The organism is Rubrivirga aquatilis, assembly GCF_046845665.1.
In the GTDB taxonomy this organism is placed as follows: domain Bacteria; phylum Bacteroidota; class Rhodothermia; order Rhodothermales; family Rubricoccaceae; genus Rubrivirga.
Genome location: NZ_CP177355.1, coordinates 3,531,228 through 3,553,149 on the forward strand (window position 1 = coordinate 3,531,228; position 21,922 = coordinate 3,553,149).

19 protein-coding genes are annotated in these 21,922 nt (G+C 71.6%); 4 read left to right on the plus strand and 15 right to left on the minus strand.

Going from position 1 to position 21,922, the window contains the following annotated elements; translation table 11 throughout:
- Positions 1-57 precede the first annotated feature (57 nt).
- The 10 genes from tuf to ACLII4_RS15745 all read right to left on the minus strand — a co-directional run bounded on the left by tuf (position 58) and on the right by ACLII4_RS15745 (position 14,383).
- Positions 58-1,245, minus strand: coding sequence for an elongation factor Tu (gene tuf, locus ACLII4_RS15700; protein WP_412067894.1), 1,188 nt, complete (start codon positions 1,243-1,245; stop codon positions 58-60).
- Between the two features lie 63 nt (positions 1,246-1,308).
- Complete coding sequence (gene fusA / locus ACLII4_RS15705; RefSeq protein ID WP_412068337.1) at positions 1,309-3,411, minus strand: elongation factor G; 2,103 nt, start codon at positions 3,409-3,411, stop codon at positions 1,309-1,311.
- Positions 3,412-3,489: 78 nt separating this feature from the next.
- On the minus strand, positions 3,490-3,960 hold the full coding sequence (rpsG, locus tag ACLII4_RS15710; protein WP_095515971.1) for a 30S ribosomal protein S7: 471 nt from the start codon (positions 3,958-3,960) through the stop codon (positions 3,490-3,492).
- Positions 3,961-4,055: 95 nt separating this feature from the next.
- On the minus strand, positions 4,056-4,427 hold the full coding sequence (gene rpsL / locus ACLII4_RS15715; protein WP_412063707.1) for a 30S ribosomal protein S12: 372 nt from the start codon (positions 4,425-4,427) through the stop codon (positions 4,056-4,058).
- A 698-nt stretch (positions 4,428-5,125) separates the two neighbouring features.
- Positions 5,126-7,222: an ATP-dependent zinc metalloprotease FtsH gene (gene ftsH, locus ACLII4_RS15720; RefSeq protein ID WP_412068338.1), complete on the minus strand. Its 2,097-nt coding sequence runs from the start codon at positions 7,220-7,222 to the stop codon at positions 5,126-5,128.
- Between the two features lie 95 nt (positions 7,223-7,317).
- Positions 7,318-10,479: a hypothetical protein gene (locus tag ACLII4_RS15725; RefSeq protein WP_412068339.1), complete on the minus strand. Its 3,162-nt coding sequence runs from the start codon at positions 10,477-10,479 to the stop codon at positions 7,318-7,320.
- Positions 10,480-10,654: 175 nt separating this feature from the next.
- The gene (locus tag ACLII4_RS15730; RefSeq protein WP_412068340.1) at positions 10,655-11,140 is read right to left on the minus strand and encodes an NfeD family protein; all 486 of its coding nucleotides are present in this window, start codon (positions 11,138-11,140) and stop codon (positions 10,655-10,657) included.
- 34 nt (positions 11,141-11,174) lie between these two features.
- Positions 11,175-12,542, minus strand: coding sequence for an NfeD family protein (locus ACLII4_RS15735; protein WP_412068341.1), 1,368 nt, complete (start codon positions 12,540-12,542; stop codon positions 11,175-11,177).
- Positions 12,543-12,744: 202 nt separating this feature from the next.
- Complete coding sequence (locus ACLII4_RS15740) at positions 12,745-13,524, minus strand: L,D-transpeptidase family protein (RefSeq protein WP_412068342.1); 780 nt, start codon at positions 13,522-13,524, stop codon at positions 12,745-12,747.
- Positions 13,525-13,630: 106 nt separating this feature from the next.
- Entirely contained in the window at positions 13,631-14,383 is a 753-nt protein-coding gene (locus ACLII4_RS15745) for an HAD family hydrolase (protein WP_412068343.1), read from the minus strand.
- Positions 14,384-14,493: 110 nt separating this feature from the next.
- On the opposite strand from ACLII4_RS15745, the gene ACLII4_RS15750 reads away from it, so the two are divergent.
- Positions 14,494-15,012, plus strand: a complete 519-nt coding sequence (locus ACLII4_RS15750; RefSeq protein WP_412068344.1) for a hypothetical protein — start codon at positions 14,494-14,496, stop codon at positions 15,010-15,012.
- 12 nt (positions 15,013-15,024) lie between these two features.
- Here the strand turns inward: ACLII4_RS15750 and ACLII4_RS15755 are convergent, their stop codons facing one another.
- From ACLII4_RS15755 to ACLII4_RS15775, 5 genes are all read right to left on the minus strand, one after another.
- Positions 15,025-16,584: a M1 family aminopeptidase gene (locus tag ACLII4_RS15755; protein WP_412068345.1), complete on the minus strand. Its 1,560-nt coding sequence runs from the start codon at positions 16,582-16,584 to the stop codon at positions 15,025-15,027.
- A 76-nt stretch (positions 16,585-16,660) separates the two neighbouring features.
- Positions 16,661-17,062, minus strand: coding sequence for a DoxX family protein (locus tag ACLII4_RS15760; RefSeq protein WP_412068346.1), 402 nt, complete (start codon positions 17,060-17,062; stop codon positions 16,661-16,663).
- 3 nt (positions 17,063-17,065) lie between these two features.
- On the minus strand, positions 17,066-17,902 hold the full coding sequence (locus ACLII4_RS15765) for an enoyl-ACP reductase (protein ID WP_412068347.1): 837 nt from the start codon (positions 17,900-17,902) through the stop codon (positions 17,066-17,068).
- 222 nt (positions 17,903-18,124) lie between these two features.
- Complete coding sequence (locus ACLII4_RS15770) at positions 18,125-18,496, minus strand: response regulator (protein WP_412068348.1); 372 nt, start codon at positions 18,494-18,496, stop codon at positions 18,125-18,127.
- 60 nt (positions 18,497-18,556) lie between these two features.
- Positions 18,557-19,387, minus strand: coding sequence for an inositol monophosphatase family protein (locus ACLII4_RS15775; RefSeq protein ID WP_412068349.1), 831 nt, complete (start codon positions 19,385-19,387; stop codon positions 18,557-18,559).
- A 71-nt stretch (positions 19,388-19,458) separates the two neighbouring features.
- Between ACLII4_RS15775 and ACLII4_RS15780 the strand changes: the two genes are divergently transcribed.
- From ACLII4_RS15780 to ACLII4_RS15790, 3 genes are read left to right on the plus strand one after another with little or no spacing between them, the layout of a single operon-like run.
- Positions 19,459-20,148 (plus strand): hypothetical protein, encoded by a 690-nt coding sequence (locus ACLII4_RS15780; protein ID WP_412068350.1) that lies wholly within the window; start codon positions 19,459-19,461, stop codon positions 20,146-20,148.
- Positions 20,145-20,861 carry a biotin--[acetyl-CoA-carboxylase] ligase gene (locus ACLII4_RS15785; protein ID WP_412068351.1) on the plus strand — a complete coding sequence of 239 codons (717 nt, stop codon included), beginning with the start codon at positions 20,145-20,147 and terminating at the stop codon, positions 20,859-20,861. The genes ACLII4_RS15780 and ACLII4_RS15785 overlap by 4 nt, the downstream gene beginning before the upstream one ends.
- Positions 20,858-21,826, plus strand: a complete 969-nt coding sequence (locus tag ACLII4_RS15790; RefSeq protein WP_412068352.1) for an NAD-dependent epimerase/dehydratase family protein — start codon at positions 20,858-20,860, stop codon at positions 21,824-21,826. The genes ACLII4_RS15785 and ACLII4_RS15790 overlap by 4 nt, the downstream gene beginning before the upstream one ends.
- Positions 21,827-21,922: the final 96 nt, after the last annotated feature.

A 21,922-nucleotide genomic window follows, 5' to 3' on the forward strand; every position in this document is an offset into this window, starting at 1 on the left:
GAACGGCGGAAGCGGCCGTCAGGTAAGGTCCCGACAGCCGCTCCGTTCGTGTGTGCGTTAGTCGAGGATCTTGGAGACGACGCCGGCGCCGACCGTCCGCCCGCCCTCGCGGATCGCGAACCGGAGCCCCTGCTCCATGGCCACCGGCTGGATCAGCTTGACCGAGAACTGCGTGTTGTCCCCCGGCATCACCATCTCGACCCCCTCGGCCAGCTCGATGTCGCCGGTCACGTCGGTCGTCCGGAAGTAGAACTGCGGGCGGTACCCCTTGAAGAACGGCGTGTGACGGCCGCCCTCGTCCTTCGACAGGATGTACACCTCGCACTCGAACTCCTTGTGCGGCGTGACGGCCCCGGGCTTCGTCAGCACCATCCCGCGCTCGACGGCGTCCTTCTCGATCCCACGGAGCAGGATCCCCGCGTTGTCCCCGGCCTGGGCCGAGTCCAGGAGCTTCCTGAACATCTCGACACCGGTCACGGTGCTCGTCATCTTCGGCTCGCGGATCCCCACGATCTCGACCGGCTCGCCGACCTTGATCTGGCCGCGCTCGACGCGGCCCGTGACCACCGTCCCGCGGCCCGTGATCGAGAACACGTCCTCGACCGGCATCAAGAACGGCTGGTCGACCGCCCGCTCCGGGGTCGGGATGTAGTCGTCGACCGCGGCCATCAGCTCGTTCACCTTCTCGACCCACTCGGGCTCCCCGTTCAGCGCGCCCAGCGCCGAGCCCTGGATGACGGGCAGGTCGTCGCCCGGGAACTCGTACGAGTCGAGGAGCTCGCGGACCTCCATCTCGACGAGCTCCAGGAGCTCCTCGTCGTCGACGAGGTCGGCCTTGTTCATGAAGACCACGATGTACGGCACGCCCACCTGGCGGGCGAGCAGGATGTGCTCCCGCGTCTGGGGCATCGGGCCGTCGGTGGCCGCGACGACCAGGATCGCCCCGTCCATCTGGGCCGCGCCCGTCACCATGTTCTTGACGTAGTCGGCGTGGCCGGGGCAGTCGACGTGGGCGTAGTGCCGGGCCTCCGTCTCGTACTCGACGTGGGCCGTCGCGATGGTGATCCCGCGCTCGCGCTCCTCGGGCGCGTTGTCGATCTGGTCGAACGACATCGCCGTGCCGCCCTGGGCCTCGGCGAGCACCTTCGTGATCGCCGCGGTCAGCGTCGTCTTCCCGTGGTCGACGTGACCGATGGTGCCCACGTTGACGTGGGGCTTCGTCCGCTGGAATTGCTCCTTAGCCATTGTTCTCTTGGTCTGGGTTGTGATTCGGTGCGCTGGCGCTCGGCGACAGCGTGCGTGTGTGTGCTACGCGGCGGCCTTGCCGGCTGCGGCGATCTCCTCGGCGATGGCCGCCGGGACCTGCTCGTAGTGGTCGAACTGCATCGAGTAGATGGCGCGACCCTGGGTGTTGGACCGGAGGTCGGTCGAGTAGCCGAACATCTCGGAGAGCGGGACGAAGGCGTCGACCACCTGTGCGTCGCCGCGCTGGCCCATGCCCTCGATCCGGCCACGCCGGGACGAGAGGTCGCCGATCACATCGCCCATGTACTCCTCGGGCGTGATGACCTCGACCTTCATGATCGGCTCCATGATGACGGGGCTCGCGCGGCGCGTGGCCTCGCGGAACGCCATCCGGCCGGCGATCTCGAACGAGAGCTGGTCGGAGTCGACGTTGTGGAACTTGCCGTCGTAGAGACGGGCCTTGACGGCCTCCATCGGGTAGCCGGCGAGCGGGCCCTGGTCGAGCGCGCTCCGGATCCCCTTCTCGACCGACGAGATGAACTCGCGCGGGATGGACCCGCCCTTGATCTCGTCGACGAACTCCAAGCCCTCGGTGCCGGGCTCGGCCGGCGAGAACTCGATCTCGACGTGCGCGAACTGGCCACGACCGCCGGACTGCTTCTTGTGCGTGTACGTGTGGTCGACCGTCTTGCGGATGGCCTCGCGGTACGACACCTGCGGCTCGCCGACATTCGCCTCGACCTTGAACTCGCGCTTGAGGCGGTCCACGATGATCTCGAGGTGCAGCTCGCCCATCCCGGCGATCAGGGTCTGGCCCGTCTCGTCGTCGGAGGTCACCTTGAAGGTGGGGTCCTCCTCAGCGAGCTTCTGGAGCCCGACGCCGAGCTTGTCGATGTCGGCCTTCGTCTTCGGCTCGATGGCGATCTTGATGACCGGCTCGGGGAAGTCCATGGCCTCCAGCACGACGGGAGCGTTGGGGTCGCACAAAGTGTCGCCCGTCTTCGTGTCCTTCAGGCCCACGATCGCGCAGATGTCGCCGGCCTTGACCGACTCGACGTCCTCGCGTGTGTTGGCGTGCATGAACAGCAAGCGGCCGGCGCGCTCCTTCTTCTCCGTCGTGGCGTTGATCAGCGCGTCGCCCTTGTTGAGCGTTCCCGAGTAGACGCGAGCGAACGTGATGCGGCCGACGTAGGGATCGGTCGCGATCTTGAAGGCGATGGCCGCGAACGGGGCGTCCGGGTCGGCCTCACGCGTCACGATCTCCTCGGTACGCGGCTTGTGGCCCTCCATCGGCGGCACGTCGTGCGGCGAGGGGAGGTAATCGATAATGCCGTCGAGCAGCTGCTGGACGCCCTTGTTCTTGAAGGCCGACCCGCAGAAGACCGGTGTGATGTCCATCGAGATGGCGGCTTCGCGGACGGTCGCCTTGACGACGTCGACGGGGAGCTCTTCGCCCTCGAGGTACATCATCAGGAGCTCGTCGTTGTGCTCGGCGACGGCCTCGAGCATGACGATGCGCGCCTTCTTGGCGGTCGGCTTGAGGTCCTCCGGGATCTCGACCTCGTCCCAGGTCGAGCCCTGCGTCGCGTCGTCGAAGATGAACGCCTTGTTGGAGATGAGGTCGATATGCCCGCGGAACATCTCGCCGTCGCCGATCGGGATCTGGACGGGCACGGCGTTGGCGCCGAGCCGGTCCTTCATCATCGCGATGGCGTTCTCGAAGTTGGCGCCCGTCCGGTCCATCTTGTTGACGAACGCGATGCGGGGGACGTTGTACTTGTCCATCTGGCGCCAGACCGTCTCGGACTGGGGCTCCACGCCGCCGACCGAGCAGAACAGCGCGACGGCGCCGTCGAGCACGCGGAGCGAGCGCTCCACCTCGACGGTGAAGTCGACGTGGCCGGGCGTGTCGATGATGTTGATGCGGTGGCCCTTCCACTCGGCCGTGGTCGCGGCCGAGGTGATGGTGATGCCGCGCTCCTTCTCCTGCTCCATCCAGTCCATCGTCGCGCCGCCCTCGTGGACCTCGCCGATCCGGTGCGTCTTGCCGGTGTAATAGAGGATGCGCTCGGTCGTGGTCGTCTTGCCCGCGTCGATGTGCGCCGAGATCCCGATGTTGCGGGTCTTGGTGAGCGAGAAGGTCTTGCCTTGGAGGTCTTCGGACATGGAAGTCGTCGGTTCGGTGGGGGGGCCGAGAGAACGGGCCGGCCTCTGCGCGGAGCAGAAGGGCGCGTGACGGTCTGGTTAGAAGCGGGCGAAGTGGGCGAACGCCTTGTTGGCCTCGGCCATCCGGTGCGTGTCGTCCTTCTTCTTGACGGCGCCGCCCTCGCCGCGCGAGGCGGCGATGAGCTCGGCCGCCAAGCGGTTGGCCATCGACTTGTCGCCGCGGGCCTTGGCGTACTGAAGGAGCCAGCGGAACGCCAGCGACGTGCGGCGCTCGGGGCGGACCTCGATCGGCACCTGGTACGTGGCGCCACCGACGCGGCGGCTGCGCACCTCCACGAGGGGGGCCGCGTTCGTCAGCGCCTGGCGGAACACCTCGACGCCGGGCTCGCCGATGCGCTCCTCGACCAGGTCGAAGGCGCCGTAGACGAGGCCCTGGGCCACGGACTTCTTGCCGTCACGCATGACGGCGGCGATGAACTTGGCGACGGTGACGTCACCGTAGATCGGGTCCGGCGTGGGGATCCGCTTTTCTGCTTGCTTCCTGCGCATGGGGTCGGGAGATCGGTAGGTCGGTAATTCGGAGGGCTCGCGAACGGGGTGGCGCAGAGCGCGCCGATCGACCGTTCCGCGGACGAACCGACGGTCTACTTGGGCTTCTTGGCGCCGTACTTGGAACGGCTCTGGCGACGGTCGGCGACGCCGGCCGTATCGAGCGCGCCACGGACGATGTGGTACTTGACGCCCGGGAGGTCCTTGGCGCCGCCGCCACGGACGAGCACGATGGAGTGCTCCTGGAGGTTGTGGCCCTCGCCTGGGATGTAGGCGATGACTTCGTACCCGTTGGTCAGGCGCACCTTGGCGACCTTCCGGAGGGCGGAGTTCGGCTTCTTCGGCGTCGTCGTGTACACGCGGGTGCAGACGCCGCGGCGCTGCGGGTTGCCCTGGAGCGCGATGGCCCCTGAGGTCTTGCGCTTCGGGGTACGGCCCTTGCGGACGAGTTGGTTGATCGTAGGCACGGCGGTGCGGGCGGGTGGAGCGCGGGGCAATCCCGCGCGGCGAATCAGGACCCTCAAGGTACCGGAGGCCGAGGCCGTCCCCAATGCCGCGTCCTTCACAATGCCTATGACGATCGGCCCTGAGAGCCGCAGAGGGGCGAAGCTTTTGTGCAGAATGTCCACCGATCTATCTCGCTGGATCACCATTACCGCATCCTCCACGCACCGATCCAGGGATCTCCCCTCCCCCACCCGTCTGCTCCCAGAAGGCCGTCCGCTTGCGGCCCCCTGGCAGGCGGAGTCCCACAGCCTATCGTAAAGCGACTGGCCCCTTCGCTGATCTCCCCCCCTCCTTGGTGAGTGGAGACGACACCGTGCCGCTCGGGGGAGAGACCTCCGGCCTATGGTCCGGTTCAGCGGCCTCTGCACCGGGCTACGCATGCCGAGGGGGCGACCTAGCCTGCAAACGACACATCCGTGCCGAGGGTACAGTCCACGCCGCCAGCGGCCCATAGGCACCTTCGACCCGAGCCTCCCGGGCCGAAGTGCCAGGCCACGCCAAGAGGCTCCGAGTCCCGGCCGCGTATGGTCGTGGATACGCGTCTCTACGTCGCCCGCCTCGCCCGAGGCTCCGACATCCATCTCATCCACGGTTCTTGCTCGCCTACGGGCTGACGTACAAAGCCGCGACGAGCGGGCATCCGTCGTCTTGGCTGGCGCTACTCGCGCACAGTGTCGGGGCCGGAATTGTCGGCCACGGGCGGGGCGTCGGTGGCCACCCCATCGCCCTCGGACGCCGGCGAGGCCGGTCCCGGAGGGAGGTTTACCGGTTCCCCCTCGGCCGTCACGCCGACCTCGTGCTCGGGGCGCGCATACGGGCGGGGCCCGAGCACCTCCTTGAGGTCGTTCTCGTTGAGCACCTCCTTCTCGAGCAGCGCCTGCGCCAGCCGCTCCATGTCGTCGGCCCGCTCGTCGAGCAGCTCGCGCGTCTGGACGCGGACGTCCTCGATGATCCGCTTGACCTCGATGTCGATGCGGCGGGCGAGGTCCTCGGAGAACGGCTTGTTGAACTGGGGCTGGTCGCGCTGGCCCGACAGGTTGAACGAGACGTAGCCGATCTCCTCGCTCATCCCGTAGTCGACGACCATGGCGTAGGCCATCTTGGTGATCTTCTCGAGGTCGTTCTGCGCGCCGGTCGTGATCTGGCCGAAGATGATCTCCTCGGCGACCCGGCCGCCCATCGTCATCACCATCCGGTCGACGAGCGCCTCGCGCGTGTAGAGGTAGCGCTCCTGGGGCAGCGACTGCGCGTAGCCGAGCGCGGCCATCCCGCGGGGCACGATGGACACCTTGACGACGGGGTCGGTGTGCTCGCGGAACCACCCGGCGACGGCGTGCCCGGCCTCGTGGTAGGCGACGATGCGCTTCTCCTCGGGGCTGATGAGCTTGTTCTTCTTCTCGAGCCCGCCGATCACCCGGTCGATGGCCCGCTCGAAGTCGATCATTTCGACGGACTCCTTTCCGTCGCGAGCCGCGAGCAGGGCGGCCTCGTTGCAGACGTTGGCGATCTCGGCGCCTGCGAACCCGGGCGTCTGGCCCGCGAGCAGCTCCACGTCGAGGTTCGGCGACAGCGTCAGGTTGGCGGTGTGGACCTTGAAGATGGCCGCGCGCTCGCGGCGGTCCGGCCGGTCGATCAGGATCTGGCGGTCGAAGCGGCCCGGGCGCAGGAGCGCCGAGTCGAGCGTGTCGGGGCGGTTGGTGGCCGCCATCAGGATCACGCCCTTGTCGGTGTTGAACCCGTCCATCTCGACGAGCAGCTGGTTGAGCGTGTTCTCGCGCTCGTCGTTGCCGCCCATGATGGAGCCGCGCCCACGGCTCCGACCGACGGCGTCGATCTCGTCGATAAAGATGATGCAGGGTGCTTTTTCCTTGGCCTGCTTGAACAGGTCGCGGACGCGCGCGGCGCCGACGCCGACGAACATCTCGACGAAGTCGGAGCCGGACAGGCTGAAGAACGGGACGCCCGCCTCGCCGGCGACGGCCTTCGCCAGCAGCGTCTTGCCCGTGCCGGGCGGCCCGACGAGCAGCACGCCCTTGGGCAGCTTGCCGCCCAGCTTGGTGAACCGCTGGGGGTCCTTGAGGAACTGGACCACCTCCTCGACTTCCTCCTTGGCCTCGTCGAGCCCGGCCACGTCCTCGAACGTGATGGGCGCGCCTTCGGTCTGGTCGAAGAGCGTCGCCTTGTTCTTGCCGATGTTGAGGACCTGCTGGCCCGGGCCGCCCATGCGGCGCAGGATGAAGATCCAGAAGACGGCGAACAGGCCGATCAGCAGGACCCAAGACAGGATGCCGCTCCAGACGGACGACGTGTAGTCGGCCTGGAACTCGACGGGCTCGCGGTCGGCGGCCACCAAAGCTTGGTTCACCCCGGTGACGAAGTCGGTGAGGTCGTGGTCGTCGGGCTTGGTCGTCCGGAAGCGGCGTGCGGCGGACTCGTCCGGCGTCCGGCCAAACGACGGCTCAGGGGGCGCGGATTCGACGCGGCCCTCGGCGACGGCCTCCTCGGTGTACGTCCCTCGGATGTCGACGCGGTCCTGGACCTCGAACGTCTCCACGTCGCCCGCTTCGAGCTGTTCGAGGAAGGCGGAGTAGTCGACCTCGGTCGCCCCGCCGGAGCCCGTCAGAAACGTCTGGACGGCGAGGAGGAGGAGGGCGATGAGGACGAACAGGTAGAACGTCCCGAGCGACAGGCGCGGACGCTTGTTGCCGTCGGGGCGCTTGCTGCCGTCGCGGGGGTTCTTGGGTACGGAGGGCATTCGGGGGCGCGGTCCTGCCCGCGCGGTCAGAGCAAAGGGGGGCGGTACCCGACCCTTCGGGAGGGGGTTCCGAGCGGCGAACGGACAGCGGTCGCCTAGAAGTCCTCGGCGGGGCTCTCGTCGTCCACGACGGCCCCCTGAGCGGCCTCGAAGTCGGCCAGCGGCTTGATCGTTCCACGGAGCTGCGCCCACGCCGGCAAGGCGCCCTGAGCGGTCGTGGCCTGCGCCTCAGAGTCGAACTGGCCAATAACGATCGCATAGGCGCCAGTGTCGGACTCCCGGACGATGGCCGCGCGATAGCCCGCGCCGGTCAGCACGTCCAGCATCGGCGCGCCCTCGGTCGGAATCGACAACGAGCGGACCTGCCACGTATACCCGTCACCTCCGGGCTCGACCGGATCGGCACCCCGCAAGCCAGGGACCTCCAGCAGCGGCGCCGGACCCTGCGCGCTGTCTTCGTCACGCGGCAGGTCCGTCAGAAGGTCGTCGTCCGACGGTTCCGCCAAGTCCGTGGGGTCGGGAGCTGGCGTGTCCTGGAGGAGGGGGATGGCCGTCGAGTCGACAGCAGGGGCGGGCGGCGGAGGCGGAACGGGGAGGCCGTTGACGAGCGCCGTGGCGCGGGCGGCGTACGGCGTCTGGGCGTAGCGGGCCGCCAGCGCCTGAAGGTGGTGGCGGAGCGTGAACGTGGCCGAGTCGACGGAGACGGGCGCGCGCGCGGCCGCCGGCGGCGGCAGGGCGACCGGTGGGGAAGCGACCGGTGGAGAGGTGACCGGCGGCGACTCAACGAGATCCGGCGCCTCCTCGATGGCCTCTGGCATGGGTGGCTCGGTCGGCTCCGGCCGCTGGGTGGCGGACGTCTCCTGCCGGGCCCGTCCGGGAATGCGCTTGCCGGTGTCGAGGACCCGCTCCTCGATCTCCTCCAACACCGCCGGCGCCCGTCGCTCCGGCTCGACCCTCGGCGCGGGCTGAGTGGCCGGTGCACGCTGGGGAACCGCCGTCACCGGGGCACCCCGCGAGAGCGAGTCGGCGAGGGCGAGGAGCAGCGAGGACTGGAGCGAATCCGGGAGCGGCTGGGCAAGCCGCAGCGAGTCGCCGTCGGCCCACTCCAGCAGGGCGATGGCCGCGCCGAGGTAGGCGCGGGGCGCGCCCGCCGCATCCGGGTCGGCATCTCCGAGGGCCACCAGGTCGCTCGCGGCGCCGATCCGGTCACCGGCCGCCCAGCGGGCGCGGGCCGCGATGTAGACCGGCGAGGCCTCTGGCGCGGCCGACTCCGCCTCGGCCAGTTCCTCGGGGCTCTCCAACCCCAGCCGGATGCGCGAGGCGCGGCCCAGCGCCAGCGTGTCCGCCGCGGCGACGGCCTCGTAGTACGGACGCGCGGCCTCGTCGCGACCGGCGGCCCGCTCGATCTCCGCCAGCGCATACTGCGCACGGACGGCCACCGGGAGCGTTGGGGTCTCGTCGAGGATGGAGCGGTACAGGGCTGCGGCCGTGTCGGCACGGCCGAGGGAGAGGAAGAAGGCGTTCGCCAGCTCGTAGCGGAGCGAGGCGAGGCCGGTGACCAGCTCGGAGCGCTTCTCCGGGGTTCGGGGCACGCGCGTCAGGTCGAGCGGCGGGGGCCCTTCGCCGACCTCGAACCCGCCGGTCTCGGCCCCGACGACGCCCCGGGCGGCGACCACATCGCCAGCCTGCACGGCCGAGCGGCGGCGCCAGTTGGGCACGAGCGGGCGGTCGCCCCAGGCCTGCTGGAAGGAGATGAGGCCCGCCTGCACCGACGTCGGCGAGCGGTACGAGAGGAAACCGACGTCCCCGCCCTGCCCCGGCGTGCCCGCCGTCTCGCCTGGGACGGGGACCCGCCCGGACTGTCCGGAGCCTTCCGATCCATCATCGAAGGAGCCGGCGCCGGAGCCGGAGAACGCGGCGGCCGTCCGAGCCGCCTGCAGCCGTCGCTGCTCCTCGCGATACACGCGGAGCCGCTCGGCCTCGATGGACGCGATGCGTGTCTGGAACTCGGCCTCAGAGAGCGCGCCGAGCGCGAGCAGCGAGTCCGTCTCGGCGATCTGGCGGGCCGCGCTTGCGAGCGTCGCGTAGATGCGCGCCTGCTCGGTGACTCGACGCAACGCCCCGGCGGCCGGGCGGACCTCGGGGCCGGGGGCGCGCACGGCGGTGGCGGCCGAGTCGAAGTGGGCCGACGCGCGGACGAAGTCGTTGCGCTGGTCGCGGTAGAACTCGCCGAGCCGGAAATGCGCTTCGCCAGCGACCACCCGCCCGTTGAGCTCCTCGTCGTACAGCACGGACCGGAAAAGCCGGTACGCGCGGTCGGGCTCGCCGGAGGCCGCGCGCAAGCGGGCCTCGACGAGGGCCAGCTCCCCGCGCCGCTCGTAGTTCTTGTCGTCGCCCCGCATGTCCCGGATGATCTGGAGCCCGTCCGCCGGGCGGTCCGCGGACAGCCCGATCACGAGGGCCCGGTTAACGCGGGCGGCGTAGCCGAGCTCGTAGGCCGGCTTGCGGGACAACGCCTCCGCATACGCCGCCGCCGCCTCGTCCCACTGCCCGACGTGCTCCTCGACCTGCCCCAGCAGCACGTAGGCACGGGCGGCGACATCCGCGTCGTCCTCGGCCGGCGCCCCCGCGAGGAGCGCCTCGGTGGCCTCCTCCCACCGACCGGCACGCGCGTAGAGCTCGCCCAGCGCGAGCTGCATGCGGGCCGTCCAACGGCGGTCTCCGCCCTCGGCCGCCAGCCCCTCTTCGAGCACGCCGACGCCCTCTTCGAAGCGGTCGGCGGCGGCGAAGGTGCGGCCGAGCCAGAACCGGGCCTCATCGCCCAGCCGACGGTCGCCGGCCGCCTCGGAGGCCGCCAGCGTCTCTCTGAATTTCTGCTCCGCGCCCGCGAAGTTGCGCTGGTAGAAGTAGGCCTTGCCAATGACCAGGAGGGCATCGTCGGCCCACTTCGAGGTCGGCCGGTTGCGCAGCAGCTCCGCGCTCTTGTCGATGGCGTCCTGGAACGGGCCCGAGGTCGATCCGGCCGTGGTGGCCGGGAAGACCGACACCAGCGCGTTCCGGTCGAGCGTGACGGCCTGCCGCTGCAGCGCCTCCTCGCCGCTGTCCAGCGACCGGGTGGCGTTGTAGTACGTGTTGTAGTACGCCCGGAAGTTGTTGTAGCGGCTGTGCAGCGCGGTGCCGGGCCGGCAACCAGAAAGCACGCCAGCCCCAAGAAGGGCGGCGGCGAGACACAGACGGACCGGCAGCGCTGTACGCATCGAGACCAGAGTCGGGACGAAAAATGCGGAGTAGCGGAAGGGCCGGACGGTCAGGGGGCTGGTGTGCGGAGAAACTACGCCTCCGTTCCCGGGACGCCAGGGCACGAACGGCGCGCCGACGGCCAGAGTGTGCACGGCCGCCACACCGCCGGCCGCCCCCGCTGCCCGAGCGGCCCTACGCTGTCGCGTCGGCGCGGACGAGCACGCGGCGGCGGTCCAGCGCGACCACGCGGACTCGGCTCCCGGCGGCCACGAACGAGCCCTCCGTCTCCACCTCCACACGGACGCCGTCTAGCTCGACCACGCCTCCCGGTCGGAGCGGCGTGATCGCCACGCCTGTCTGGCCCAGCAGCCGCGCCCGCGACTCCGACTCCAGCGCGTCGGCGTCGGCGTCGCGACGCAGGCTGTCCGACAGGATGAACCGGTCCCAGGCGCCAGTTTCGTAGAGCACATACCCGACGCCGCACGCCGTGAGGACGGTCGCCGCCAGCGCGCCGAGCCCGCCCGCCACGCCGAACTCGACGAACGCGATGACGACGCCGACGGCCGCCCCCAACACGCCCGCCACACCGACCACGTTGAGGCCGGGCACGACGGTCACCTCGACCACGACGAGCGCGAGGCCGACCAGGATGAGCGCGACGGGGACCAGCAGTTCCATAACGGCAACCTAGGGACGGGCACGCGTGCGTGCCCTATGCGACCTCGCGGACGACGACGACCGCGCCGCGCGCGCGGACCACCTCGACCGAGGCGCCCGCCGAGACGAACCCGCCCTCCGAGACGACGTCGACGCGCCGGCCGTCCACGTCGGCCGTCCCGGACGGGCGGAGCGACGTGAGGGCGGTGCCGATCTGGCCGACGAGGTCGGCGCCGAGGTCGGCGGACGTGTAGCCGTCGGCGGCGGAGAGCTCGGGCGCCAGCACCAGCCGGTTCAGCCGTTCGGAGCGGGGGAGCATCCGGCCGAGCGACATCGTGAAGAGGACCAGCAGCACGAGGGCGGCGGCGAGCGTCGTTGTGGCGCGGGCGATCTCGCCGTCGCTGGGGAATTTGAACCCGACGTTGGGGATCAGGGCCACCAGCAGCGCGGCGAGTACGAGCACGAGGCCGGCGATGCCGAACACGCCGAACCCCGGCGTCACGAACACCTCGGCCAGCAGCAGACCTACCCCCACGACGAAGAGCGCGATCTCCCAGCTCTCGACGAGCCCCAGCAGGTAGTGCGGCGCAAAGAACAGAGCGGCCCCGACCAGCGCGATCGCCCCGGCGAACCCGACCCCCGGCGTCTGGATCTCGAAGTACAGCCCGCCCATCATCATCATCAGCAGCAGCGAGGCCAGCACGGGCGAGCCCAAGAAGCGGAGCACCTGCTCGGCGCGCGTGGCCGCGTGCGGCGTCTGCTCGCGCTCCGCCAGCCCGAGCGCGTCCACGACGGCGTCGGTCGAGGGCAGGACGGCGTCGGCGATGCCGAGCGCCAGCGCTTCGTCGGAGGAGACCGTCAACAGCGTGCCCTCGGCGACGACGCCGGGGATCGAAATCCGCTCGTCGACCATCGCCTCGGCAATCTGGGGGTCGCGGCCCGTCGCCTCGGCGGTCGCCCGCATGAGCCCGCGCGTGTAGCTCTGGATCTTCTCCGGCGCGTACTCGCCGGTCTGGTTGACGGCCGTGGCCGCGCCCATCGAGGCGCCCGGGACGAAAACGATCCGGTCGTTGGCGTACGCGATCAGCGCGCCCGCCGAGGCCGCGTTCCGGTCGATGACGGCGACGGTCGGGACCTCGCTGGACAGGATCGACTTGCGGATCTGGTCGGCCGCATCGAGCAGGCCACCGAAGGTGTCGATGCGGAAGACGACGGCGGCGGCCCCCGCGGCCTCGGCATCGGCGAGGGCTCGGTCCACGTACGACGCGAGCGCGTTGTCGATCATGCCGTCGATCGTGACACGGAAGACGGGCCCGTCGCCGGTCTCGAGGGTGAGGTCGGCGGGCTGGGCGGCGGCGGGGCCGGTGGCGGCGAACGCCAGCAGGGCGAGGAGGCCGGCGAGGGCCGTGCGGAGGGCGGTCATCGGTGTGCGGGATCGGTTTGGCGAGGTACGACCCCCGCCCGGCCCGTGTTGCGCCAGGATTTGGGGATCAGGGAGCCAGCGAACAGCAAGCAGGGTTCGGCGAGGGCCGCCAGCACAGCGCCGTCCGGTCCGCCCCCATCGTCGCCGAGGCGAGTGCACGCGGACGCGGCGTCGCTCGGTCGCTGCCCCCCGGTACCCCGACCTACGGCTCGATGACGACCGGCGTCCCGATTTCGACGTAGGCCCACAGCTCGTCCATGTGCACATCACGCAAAGCGACGCACCCGCGCGTCCAGGCGCGGCCTCGGCCCGAGCCGTGGCCGTGGATCTCGATCAGGCCACCGAGCGGCGTGCCCATCGGCGGCTCGCGGCCCTCGGCGTCGGCACGCAGGATGGTCTGGTACTGAGCGGGCGTGATGATGCCGTCCGACAGCCCACGCGCCGCGTGAACCGGGCCCGGGTAGCTCAGCACGAACGCGCGGTAGTAGCTCGAATTGGGGTTCCGGCGCGTCACGTAGAACGTGCCCTCGGGGATGCGGTACTGGTCGAGCTCCTCGCGGCGCGAGCGGCGCACCTTGTCCTCGGGGCTGACCGACACGTCGGCGGGCAGCGTCCGCAGCAGCTCGGCGCCCCGGTACACGAACGTGGTCCGCTCGCTCTTGTCGACCCGGATCCAAATGTTCGACAGCGCGCTGGCGGGGACGTAGCCCCGCACGTCGTCGGCCTGCACCAACTTCCAGTCGCCGACCGTGTCGAGCACGCGGACACCCGCTCGCGTTCTCAGAGTGACGACGGCCGGGGCGCCCGCCTCGGGTCGCTGGCGCACCGTCGCGCCCGGCCCGATCACGTAAAACGCCGGAGCCGCCTCGACGTCGTAGAGGTCGTCGGGCACCGTGCGGTCGGCCGCGAACGTGTCGCCGTCGGCCTGCGCGACGGCGGCCGGGGCGGCGACGAGCAGGAACAGGGCGAGGAGGCGGACCATGGGGGGCGGGGGGACGGGCCGAAGGTATCGAACGGGGCGCCGGCAGACGACGTGCCGCCCACAAACAGCGTACGCTGGCGTCACGCCAACGCGACACCCGCGGCGCTTAGTCCGCGACGCCATTGTGCCGGAGGCAGGCGCGGTAGGCCTCCAGCACGCCGTCGAGCACGGCACCTTCCGTCACCGTGTTCGCGGCCGCGCGCGCGTCGTGCGAGCCGTTCGAGGGCGCGAAGCCGAGCCCGGCCGCCGCGATCGCGGCCGCGTCGCCGTTGGTGTCGCCGATGAACGCCAGCGCCTCCAGCCCGACGCCCTCGGCCGCCGCCAGCCACCGCAGCGCCTGCACCTTGGTCAGCGCCCGAGGCACCACGTCGACCGAGTACGGCGTGTGGTAGGCGACCAGCTCCGGCGCCGCCGCGGCCACGAACGCCTCGATCTCGGGCAGGAACGTCTCGCACTCGCCGACGACCGGGCTCACGATGCCCGCCTGCGACCGCTTGCCGTAGTCGTACGAAACTGTCTCGGACCGGCCGACGACCTCCGCCAACAGGAACGCGCGGCAGGTCGCCAGGTCCGCCTCGGTGGCGGCGTCGAGCGCCGGGTTCCAGGTGATGCGGGCGGCGGCGAGATCGAACCGCCCGCCGCCGCTCTCGAACAGCGCCGGCCCGCCGAGGGCGAGGGCTTGCGCCGTTGCTTCGACGTAGGCGTATGAGCGGCCCGAGCAGATCCCGACGTGGGGGTAGCGGTCGTCCGTCGCCGCGCGCTCGCCCCAGGCGCGGAGTTGGCGGAAGCCGTCCAGGCGGAACGGGACGTAGGGCTCGCTGAGGCAGCCGTCGATGTCGGCCAGGAAAAGTCGGATCACGGGTCGATCGGGGGGACACCCGCAAGGTCGCCGGTCTCAAAGCCGGGTAGTGCGAACGGACCAGGGATCCGCGCCCCGAGTCTCCACACCTTGAGCACTCCCCTCAGTCGATGCGCTCCTCCCTCCTACTCGCCCTCGTGCTCCTCACCGGCTGCACCACCTCGCGCGTGGTGGACCTCTCCGCGACGTCGACACGGATGGAGGTGAATGGCCGCGCGGAGAGCGGCCACCCGGTCATCCATCTCGTCGGCGAGCGGGGCCGCCAAGTCCGGTCGCTCCACGTCGCGCCGGACGTCACCACGTGGGTGGACAAGAAGACGGGCGAGTCGCGGTCGGCGCCGACGGCGGACGTGGAGGCGATCGCGTTCCGCCGAGACGGCCTCGGCGCGCTACAGGGCATTGGCATCGGGGTCGCCGTGGGGGGGCTCTTGGGGACGTGGATGGGCACGCTCGACGGGAACGGAACCCTCACCTACACGCCCCTCTTCGGGGCCGTCCTGGGCGCGGCGGCTGGCGCCGAGGTCGGCGCGATCGCCGGGGCCATCCGCTCCGACCGGTTCGTGTACGAGGCCGACCGGTGCCCCGGCCTGCTGCTGGCGTGCGCAGCCGGCGCGGAAGCGAGTCGGTGACGGTGGGGTCCCTCAGCGCCGGACCTTCAGCAGCACGCCGACGGGCTCCACGTCCGGGCGATCGTCGCCGGGCGGGGTGAACACGCCGTCCGTCACCGGGACGAACCAGACGTCGTCGCCCTGGGCGATGCGCAACTCGAAGGGCAGGCCCGCGAGCGAGCCGTCGTCGCCCTCGATCTCCCACGCCAGCGTGCGCGTGTCTCGGTCCCACCGCGTGCGGAGCGTTGGACGGCCTTCGCCCCAAACCCAAACGTCGAAGATGGGGCCGAGATCGCGGCCGGAGGTCTCTTCCAGCGACGCGCGGAAGGCCTCGGTCGAGAGCGGGCGGTCGGCAAAGTCGGCGGCGGCGGCTCGCAGGGCGGGGTAGAACACCTCCTCGCCGAGCGCCAGCGACAGCAAGTAGAAGACGGACCCGCCCTTCTGATAGACCGTCGGCGACAGCACGTCGGCCGGGTCGGCGTAGCTGGCGGGGACGAGGCGGCGGTCGGCGTCGGCGCCACCGATGGCGCGCGACATCAGGGTGAGGAACGCGCGGCCCGCGTCCCGGCCGTCGAGCGTGTCGTAGAGCGCCGTCGTCAAGAAGGTGGCCGCGCCCTCGGCGATCCACAGGTCGCGCCAGTCGGCCGGGACGACGGCATTCCCCCACCACTGGTGCACGACCTCGTGGACGTTGACCTCCTCGACCGCCACCCTGCCGGGCAGCGTCTCGCTGTAGAGGTCGGCGCGCAGAAACGGCGCCGCCGCATTCTCCATCCCCGCGTACGCCATCGGCACTTGGACCGTCGCGTAGGAGGCGTACGGGTACTCGCCTAGCATCCCGGCGAGCGCCTCGAGGATCGCGGGCGTCCGCCCCAGCCGGTCCGCGAGCGCTACGTCGCCCGCCAGCAGGGCGTGGCGGATGGGCACGACGCCCGTCTGCTCGGTGATCGAGAAGTCGCCCACGGCGAAGGCGAAGGTGTAGACCGGCGCGTCGCCGTCGAGCACGAACCGGGCGCGGCGGCGGCCGGCCGACACGTCGTCGGACACGAGCGCCCCGCTGGCGACGACTTCGAATTGGGAGGGCACGTCGAGGGTGAGGTCGAGGCGCGCGGGGTCGGACGGGTGGTGCACGCCGGGCAGCCAGCCGGCGGTGCGGTCGGGCCAGCCGTCGGTAAAGACGACGCGGGCGCCGTCGGCGTCGTCGGCGTAGAGCCCGGCCTGCGGGGTGCCCGCGTAGACGACCTCCACGACCGACGCGCTGTCGCCGACCGACACGGCGGGGTCGAAGAGCGGGATGCGCAGCGCGTCGCCGTCGTGGACGAACAGCACGCCCTCGCCGTCGACGCGGACGGTCGCCACCTCCAGCACGTCGTCGAGCCCGAGCACGAGCGACACCAGCGACGGCGGGTGGGTGATCGTCAGCGCGACCGTGCCGTCGAGCGCGAGCGTCGCGGGGTCGAGCGTGATCTCCGCTCGGACCCCGCGCACGTCGACATCCGCTTGCGGGCCGGGCGCCTCGACGCCGTCGCTGGCATCACCGCGGCACCCGGCGAAGGCGAGGAACAGCAGCGCGAGAAGAGAGAGGCGGGGCATGAGCGATCGGGCCGGGGCGCGACGAGACCCGCCAGCGGCGTGCGCGGGTCCCCTCTCCCCTACCCGCTCCCGAGATTCATCCCCACACGCCGGCGGCCCACAGTACCGCCGCGATAAGTACGGCTTGGAGCGGGAGCCGCGCCACGAGCGCCCACCTCGGCGCGAGCGAGGCGAACCGGGGCCAGTCGCGCGCCATCTCGACGTTGGCCGGGAAGACGGCGACAAGCAACGCCGCCAGCCCCCACGCCGCCGCCGCCCGGAGACCGGGAATCAGCAGCCCGACACCGCCCGCGATCTCGGCGACGCCGCTGACGACCACGAGCGTGCGCGCGGATGGCAGCCACGCGGGCAGCCAGCGCGGCACGATGGCCTCGAACATCCGGGGCCGGACGAAATGCGCGACGCCGGCGCCGACGAACAGCACCGCCAGCGCCACGAGACTGGCCGCCCGCCAGAGGTCGTCGGGCAGCCCGGTCATCGGCTAGCCATCCTCGCGGATTTTCATGTCGGTCAGGCCCTCGACGAGCGCGTCCGAGATGCCCATCGACGAGAAGCCGCCGTCGTGGTAGAGCGTCTGCATGGTGACCATCCGCGTGTAGTCGCTCAGGAGCGTCACGCAGTAGTCGGCGCAGCTCGCGGCGTCGGCGTTGCCGAGCGGGGCGACCTTCTCGGCGAAGTCGAACATGGCGTCGAACCCCGCGATGCCGCCGCCGGCGGTCGTCTTGGTGGGGCTCTGCGAGACGGCGTTGATGCGGATGCCGCGCTGGCCGAGCCGGTAGCCGTAGGACCGGACGATCGACTCCAGCAAGGCCTTGGCGTCGCCCATCTCGGAGTACTCCGAGAACACGCGTTGGGCGCCGATGTAGCTCATCGCGAGCACGGAGGCCCCGTCGGCGACGGCGTCGGCTTCGAGCGCGGCGGCCACCATGCGGTGCAGCGAGATCGCCGAGATGTCGAGCGAGCGGTGGTACCAGTCGTAGTTGAGCGCCTCGTAGGGCTTGCCCTTGCGGACGTTCATGCCCATCCCGATGGAGTGGACCACGAAGTCGAGCGGCCCGCCGAGGGTGTCGGTGGCTTGCGTGAACAGGTCGGTCAGTTCGTCGCCCTTGGTGGCGTCGGCGTAGACGACGTGGCTGCCGCCGGTCTTCTCCGCCAGCTCGTCGAGCCGGCCGAAGCGGCTGGCGACGGGGGCGTTCGTGAGCACGAACCGGGCGCCCTCGCGGTGGGCGGCCTCGGCGAGCGCCCAGGCGATGGAGTCGGGGTCGAGGGCGCCGGAGATGACGCCGGTCTTGCCGGCGAGGAGCTGGGAGTCGGCCATTGAGGGTCGGAAGAGAGGGCCCGCAAGCTACGGGCGCCTGCAGGCCGCGGGCCGCACCTCCAAGCGCGTGGGATGGGCGCAGGCGTCCGAGTCGGTCTCTGAGCAAGGCTCCCCCCAGGTTGTCATCCCTCGACTCGCTGCGCTCGCTCGGGATGACACAGGGTGGAGCAGTGGGGCACGCGCAGACTCCGCGTCGAGCGGGCCCTCTGCCTTTGCCCCACGCTACGCCAGCAGCTCTTCGACGGCCGCCAGCATTTCCTTGCGCATGACGGGCTTCGAGAGGTAGGCGTCGAAGCCCGCGTTGATGTACTGCTGGCGGTCGCTGGGTGCGGCGTGGGCGGTGAGGGCCATCGTGGGAATAGACGCCATCTCGGGTGTCGCCCGGATTTTCTGGACGAGGTCGATGCCGGTCATTCCGCCCTGGTAGTTGATGTCGAGCAGAGCCGCCGCGATGTCGCCCTGGCCGAGCCGCTCATAGGCCGCCTCAGCGGTCGCCACACAGACCACGTCGTAGACCCGGGTGAGGTAGATCTCGAAGAGCTTCCGGTTCTCGGGGTAATCGTCGGCGACGAGGAGGAGCGGTCGGTCGGACATGTGCAGTGTGGGAGTCCAAGGTGTATCGGCGGTCGCGAGCGCCTCCAAAGGCCGGGCGGCTCAACGCTCGGTTTCACCGGATGCGAACCGGTAGGCGGTCCCGAGCGGGACGACGGCGCTGGCGAGCGCGTCGGCGATGCCGGGCCCGCTGGCGGTCAGGGCTCCCGTCGTCACCGGGTCGGCGCCGTCCCACAGGCCGCGGACCTCCCCACCTGCCGCCTCCACCAGCACCACGCCGGCGGCCACGTCCCAGGGCGCGAGCCCGGCCTCGAAGAACCCGTCGAAACGCCCGGCGGCCACCCAGGCGAGGTCGACGGCGGCGGCGCCGTGGCGGCGGATCCCGCGCGTGGACCGCATCACGGCCTCGAACGCCGCGAGGTAGCCGTCGACGTAGCGGTAGTCGCGGAACGGGACGCCCGTCGCGATCAACGAGTCGTGTAGGAGCGTCGTCTGGGAGACGGCAGCGGGATCACCGTCGACCGTCAGCCCGGCGCCGCGAGCGGCGGAGAAGAGGGTGCCGCTGGACACGTCGAGCACCACGCCCACCGCGCCGACGCCGTCGACACGCAGGCCGATGGAGACGGCGTACGGCGGGACGCCGTGCGAGAAGTTGGTCGTCCCGTCGAGCGGGTCCACGATCCAGACGCGGCCGGTGTCGAGATCGTGGCCGGCGTCTGCGCCCTCCTCGCCGACGAGCGCGCCGTCGGGGAACGCTTGGGCGAGCGCCGCCAGCACGATCCGCTGGGCCCCCTCGTCGACAAACGTGACGTAGTCGTGGACGCCCTTCTGGCGGAGCGCGTCGGCGCTCAGCCCGCCGGCGTGGGGGCGGATAAAGTCGGCGGCGGCGCGGGCGGCCCGCTCCGCGACCTGGCGCTCAGCGTCGAAGGGCATCGTGGCGTCGGGGGAGGCGGCTGCAACCGTGGCGACGCCGCCGTGTTCTGACGGCGCCCCCCGCTCTGCCCGTGCGCCTCCTCGCCCTCGCCTTCCTGCTCGCCGCCTGCACCGACGCCCCGGCCACGGTCCCCGGCCCGTCCGACGCTGCCGCGCTGGCGCTTCTGGCGTCCGTCGACGGCGACGCCTTCGCCGACGCCTTCGCCGCGCTCGACGCGTCCGGCTACCGCGCCCGCCTGGTCGTCGAGGCCGACCCGTCCGCTGGCGCGACCGTGATCGTCGCGCCGAGCGGCGACGTCACGCTGGAGGACGTCACCGGCGCGCTCGACGGGACGCCCCGGCTCCGCGACGTGGTGGCGCAAGCGTTGTCCAGCGACCCACCGTACCTCGACCCCGCCGCTCGCGAGGCGTATCGCCTCGGCGTCGTCGGCGACACCACCATCGGCGGCGTCGCCTTCCGGATCGTCGAGGCCGTCTTGGCCGACCCGGCCTCCGAGCTCGGCGTCCGCCGCGTCCGCGCGGCCGTTACCGAGGGCGGGCTGGTGGGCGCCATCGAGATCGACCGCACGGCGGCGTCGATGCTGTTCGACGAGGACAGCCGCGTGGTCGTCGGGCTGACGCCGCACGCCGGGGGCTGGGTGCCGCGCCGCGTTGTCACCGAGTCGCGGACCGACGTGCCGCTGTCCGACCCCCGCCGCGTCCGGGCCGAGTGGACCGTCGAGGCGGTCGGAGCCCCGCGGGGCGGCGACGCGCTCGAATGATGCCCCTCGGCCACCCGGTCCGTCACTTCGCGTCCGTCTCGTCGACGATGGACGCGGCGGCGGCGTGGGCCGAAGCGCCTCACGGAGCCGTGGTCGTGGCGGAGGAGCAAACCGCCGGGCGGGGGCGGCACGGGCGGGCGTGGGCGGCGGCCCCGGGCGCGAACCTGCTGTTCACGGTGGTGCTGCGCCCAGCGTCCCAACGCGTAGGTCTGATCCCACTGGCGGCGGGGCTCGCGGTCGCCGACGCGGTCGCCCAGTGGGGCGTCCAGGCCCGGCTCAAGTGGCCGAACGACGTGCGCGTCGGCGGGCGCAAGCTGGCGGGCGTGCTGGCCGAGACGACGTGGAGCGGGGCCGAGGCGCGTGTGCTGCTCGGCGTGGGCCTCAACGTGGCACAGACGGACTTCCCGGCGGACCTGGCGGCGACCTCGCTGCGGCTGGAGACGGGGCAGCCCGTGGCCCGGCTGGCGCCCTTGTCCCCCATCTTGGCCCGGCTGGCGGAGGCGCTCGACCGCTCCGAGGCCGACCCCGCCGGGCTGCTCGCGGACGTGGAGGCACGCATGGAGTCGATCGGCGAGACGGTGACGGTGCGCGAGCCGTCGGGCAGCGGCGCCCTCACGGGGACCGTCTTGGGGCTGGCACCCGACGGCGCGCTCCGGCTGGCGACCGACACGGGTGCGCGCGCGGTGTACGCGGGCGAGGTGACGTTGTCGTGACGGCGCTCGTCACCGGCGCGACGGGCTTCGTGGGCGCGGCGCTCGTCCGCCAGTTGCTGGCCGACGGCGACCGCGTGCGCATCCTGCGCCGTGCGACGTCGTCGCTCGATCTGCTCGGGGCAGCCGCGAGCCCCGTCGAACACGCCGTCGGGGACGTGACCGACCCGGAGTCCGTCGCCGAGGCGATGGTGGGCGTCGAGGTGGTGTACCACGTCGCGGCGGCCGTCGCGTTCGGGACATCGGCGCGGGAGCGGCTCCGCCGGGTCAACATCGAGGGCACGGCGCACGTGGTCGACGCGGCGCTCGCGACGGGCGTGGAGCGTCTGGTCCACACGTCGAGCATCGCGGCGCTCGGGCGGGCGGGCGGCGGCGGGCTCATCGACGAGTCGGCCGAGTGGACGCGCTCGCGCGAGAACACGGCGTACGCGGTCAGCAAGCGCGAGGCCGAGCGGGAGGTCCGGCGCGGGGTCGCCGAGGGGCTGGACGCCGTCGTCGTCAACCCGGCGCTCGTCTTTGGGCCGGGGCGCGCGGGCGAGGGTACGCAGGCGATCGTCGACCGGCTGGCGGCGGGCCAGATGCCGCTCGCGCCGCCGGGCGCGACGGCGGTCGTGGACGTCGAGGACGTGGCTGCGGGCCTGCGGGCCGCACGCGAGCGGGGGGCGACAGGCGAGCGCTACGTGCTCGCGGCCGAGAACCTCGCGTGGACCGAGATCCTGTCGACACTCGCCGACGCCCTGGGGGTGGAGGCGCCGACGCAGACCGCACCGCGCTGGCTCCTGCTGGCGGGCGGCGCGCTGTCGGAAGGCGTAGCCGCGCTCACCGGCTCCGACCCCGACCTCACGCGGGAGACGGCCCGGACCGCCGCCGCCATCCACCGCTACGACGGCTCACGAGCGACGCGCGACCTGGAACTGGCGTACCGCCCATTCCAAGCCACAGCCGCGCGGATCGCGGCGGCACAGTAGAGGTCGGGAGCACGCGCCCCCCTCTGCTGGCTCCCCCACCCGGCCGGATCCAGCGCGCTGGCGCTCCTGGCTCGCGGCGGCCCCGGCCGCGCGCTC

What these genes read in the sequence shown, in the direction of transcription:
- tuf (WP_412067894.1), bottom strand. Translation starts at nt 1,245, where the DNA reads ATGGCTAAGGAGCAATTCCAGCGGACGAAGCCCCACGTCAACGTGGGC.
- fusA (WP_412068337.1), bottom strand. Translation starts at nt 3,411, where the DNA reads ATGTCCGAAGACCTCCAAGGCAAGACCTTCTCGCTCACCAAGACCCGC.
- rpsG (WP_095515971.1), bottom strand. Translation starts at nt 3,960, where the DNA reads ATGCGCAGGAAGCAAGCAGAAAAGCGGATCCCCACGCCGGACCCGATC.
- ftsH (WP_412068338.1), bottom strand. Translation starts at nt 7,222, where the DNA reads ATGCCCTCCGTACCCAAGAACCCCCGCGACGGCAGCAAGCGCCCCGAC.
- ACLII4_RS15725 (WP_412068339.1), bottom strand. Translation starts at nt 10,479, where the DNA reads ATGCGTACAGCGCTGCCGGTCCGTCTGTGTCTCGCCGCCGCCCTTCTT.
- ACLII4_RS15730 (WP_412068340.1), bottom strand. Translation starts at nt 11,140, where the DNA reads ATGGAACTGCTGGTCCCCGTCGCGCTCATCCTGGTCGGCCTCGCGCTC.
- ACLII4_RS15735 (WP_412068341.1), bottom strand. Translation starts at nt 12,542, where the DNA reads ATGACCGCCCTCCGCACGGCCCTCGCCGGCCTCCTCGCCCTGCTGGCG.
- ACLII4_RS15740 (WP_412068342.1), bottom strand. Translation starts at nt 13,524, where the DNA reads ATGGTCCGCCTCCTCGCCCTGTTCCTGCTCGTCGCCGCCCCGGCCGCC.
- ACLII4_RS15750 (WP_412068344.1), top strand. Translation starts at nt 14,494, where the DNA reads ATGCGCTCCTCCCTCCTACTCGCCCTCGTGCTCCTCACCGGCTGCACC.
- ACLII4_RS15755 (WP_412068345.1), bottom strand. Translation starts at nt 16,584, where the DNA reads ATGCCCCGCCTCTCTCTTCTCGCGCTGCTGTTCCTCGCCTTCGCCGGG.
- ACLII4_RS15760 (WP_412068346.1), bottom strand. Translation starts at nt 17,062, where the DNA reads ATGACCGGGCTGCCCGACGACCTCTGGCGGGCGGCCAGTCTCGTGGCG.
- ACLII4_RS15765 (WP_412068347.1), bottom strand. Translation starts at nt 17,902, where the DNA reads ATGGCCGACTCCCAGCTCCTCGCCGGCAAGACCGGCGTCATCTCCGGC.
- ACLII4_RS15770 (WP_412068348.1), bottom strand. Translation starts at nt 18,496, where the DNA reads ATGTCCGACCGACCGCTCCTCCTCGTCGCCGACGATTACCCCGAGAAC.
- ACLII4_RS15775 (WP_412068349.1), bottom strand. Translation starts at nt 19,387, where the DNA reads ATGCCCTTCGACGCTGAGCGCCAGGTCGCGGAGCGGGCCGCCCGCGCC.
- ACLII4_RS15785 (WP_412068351.1), top strand. Translation starts at nt 20,145, where the DNA reads ATGATGCCCCTCGGCCACCCGGTCCGTCACTTCGCGTCCGTCTCGTCG.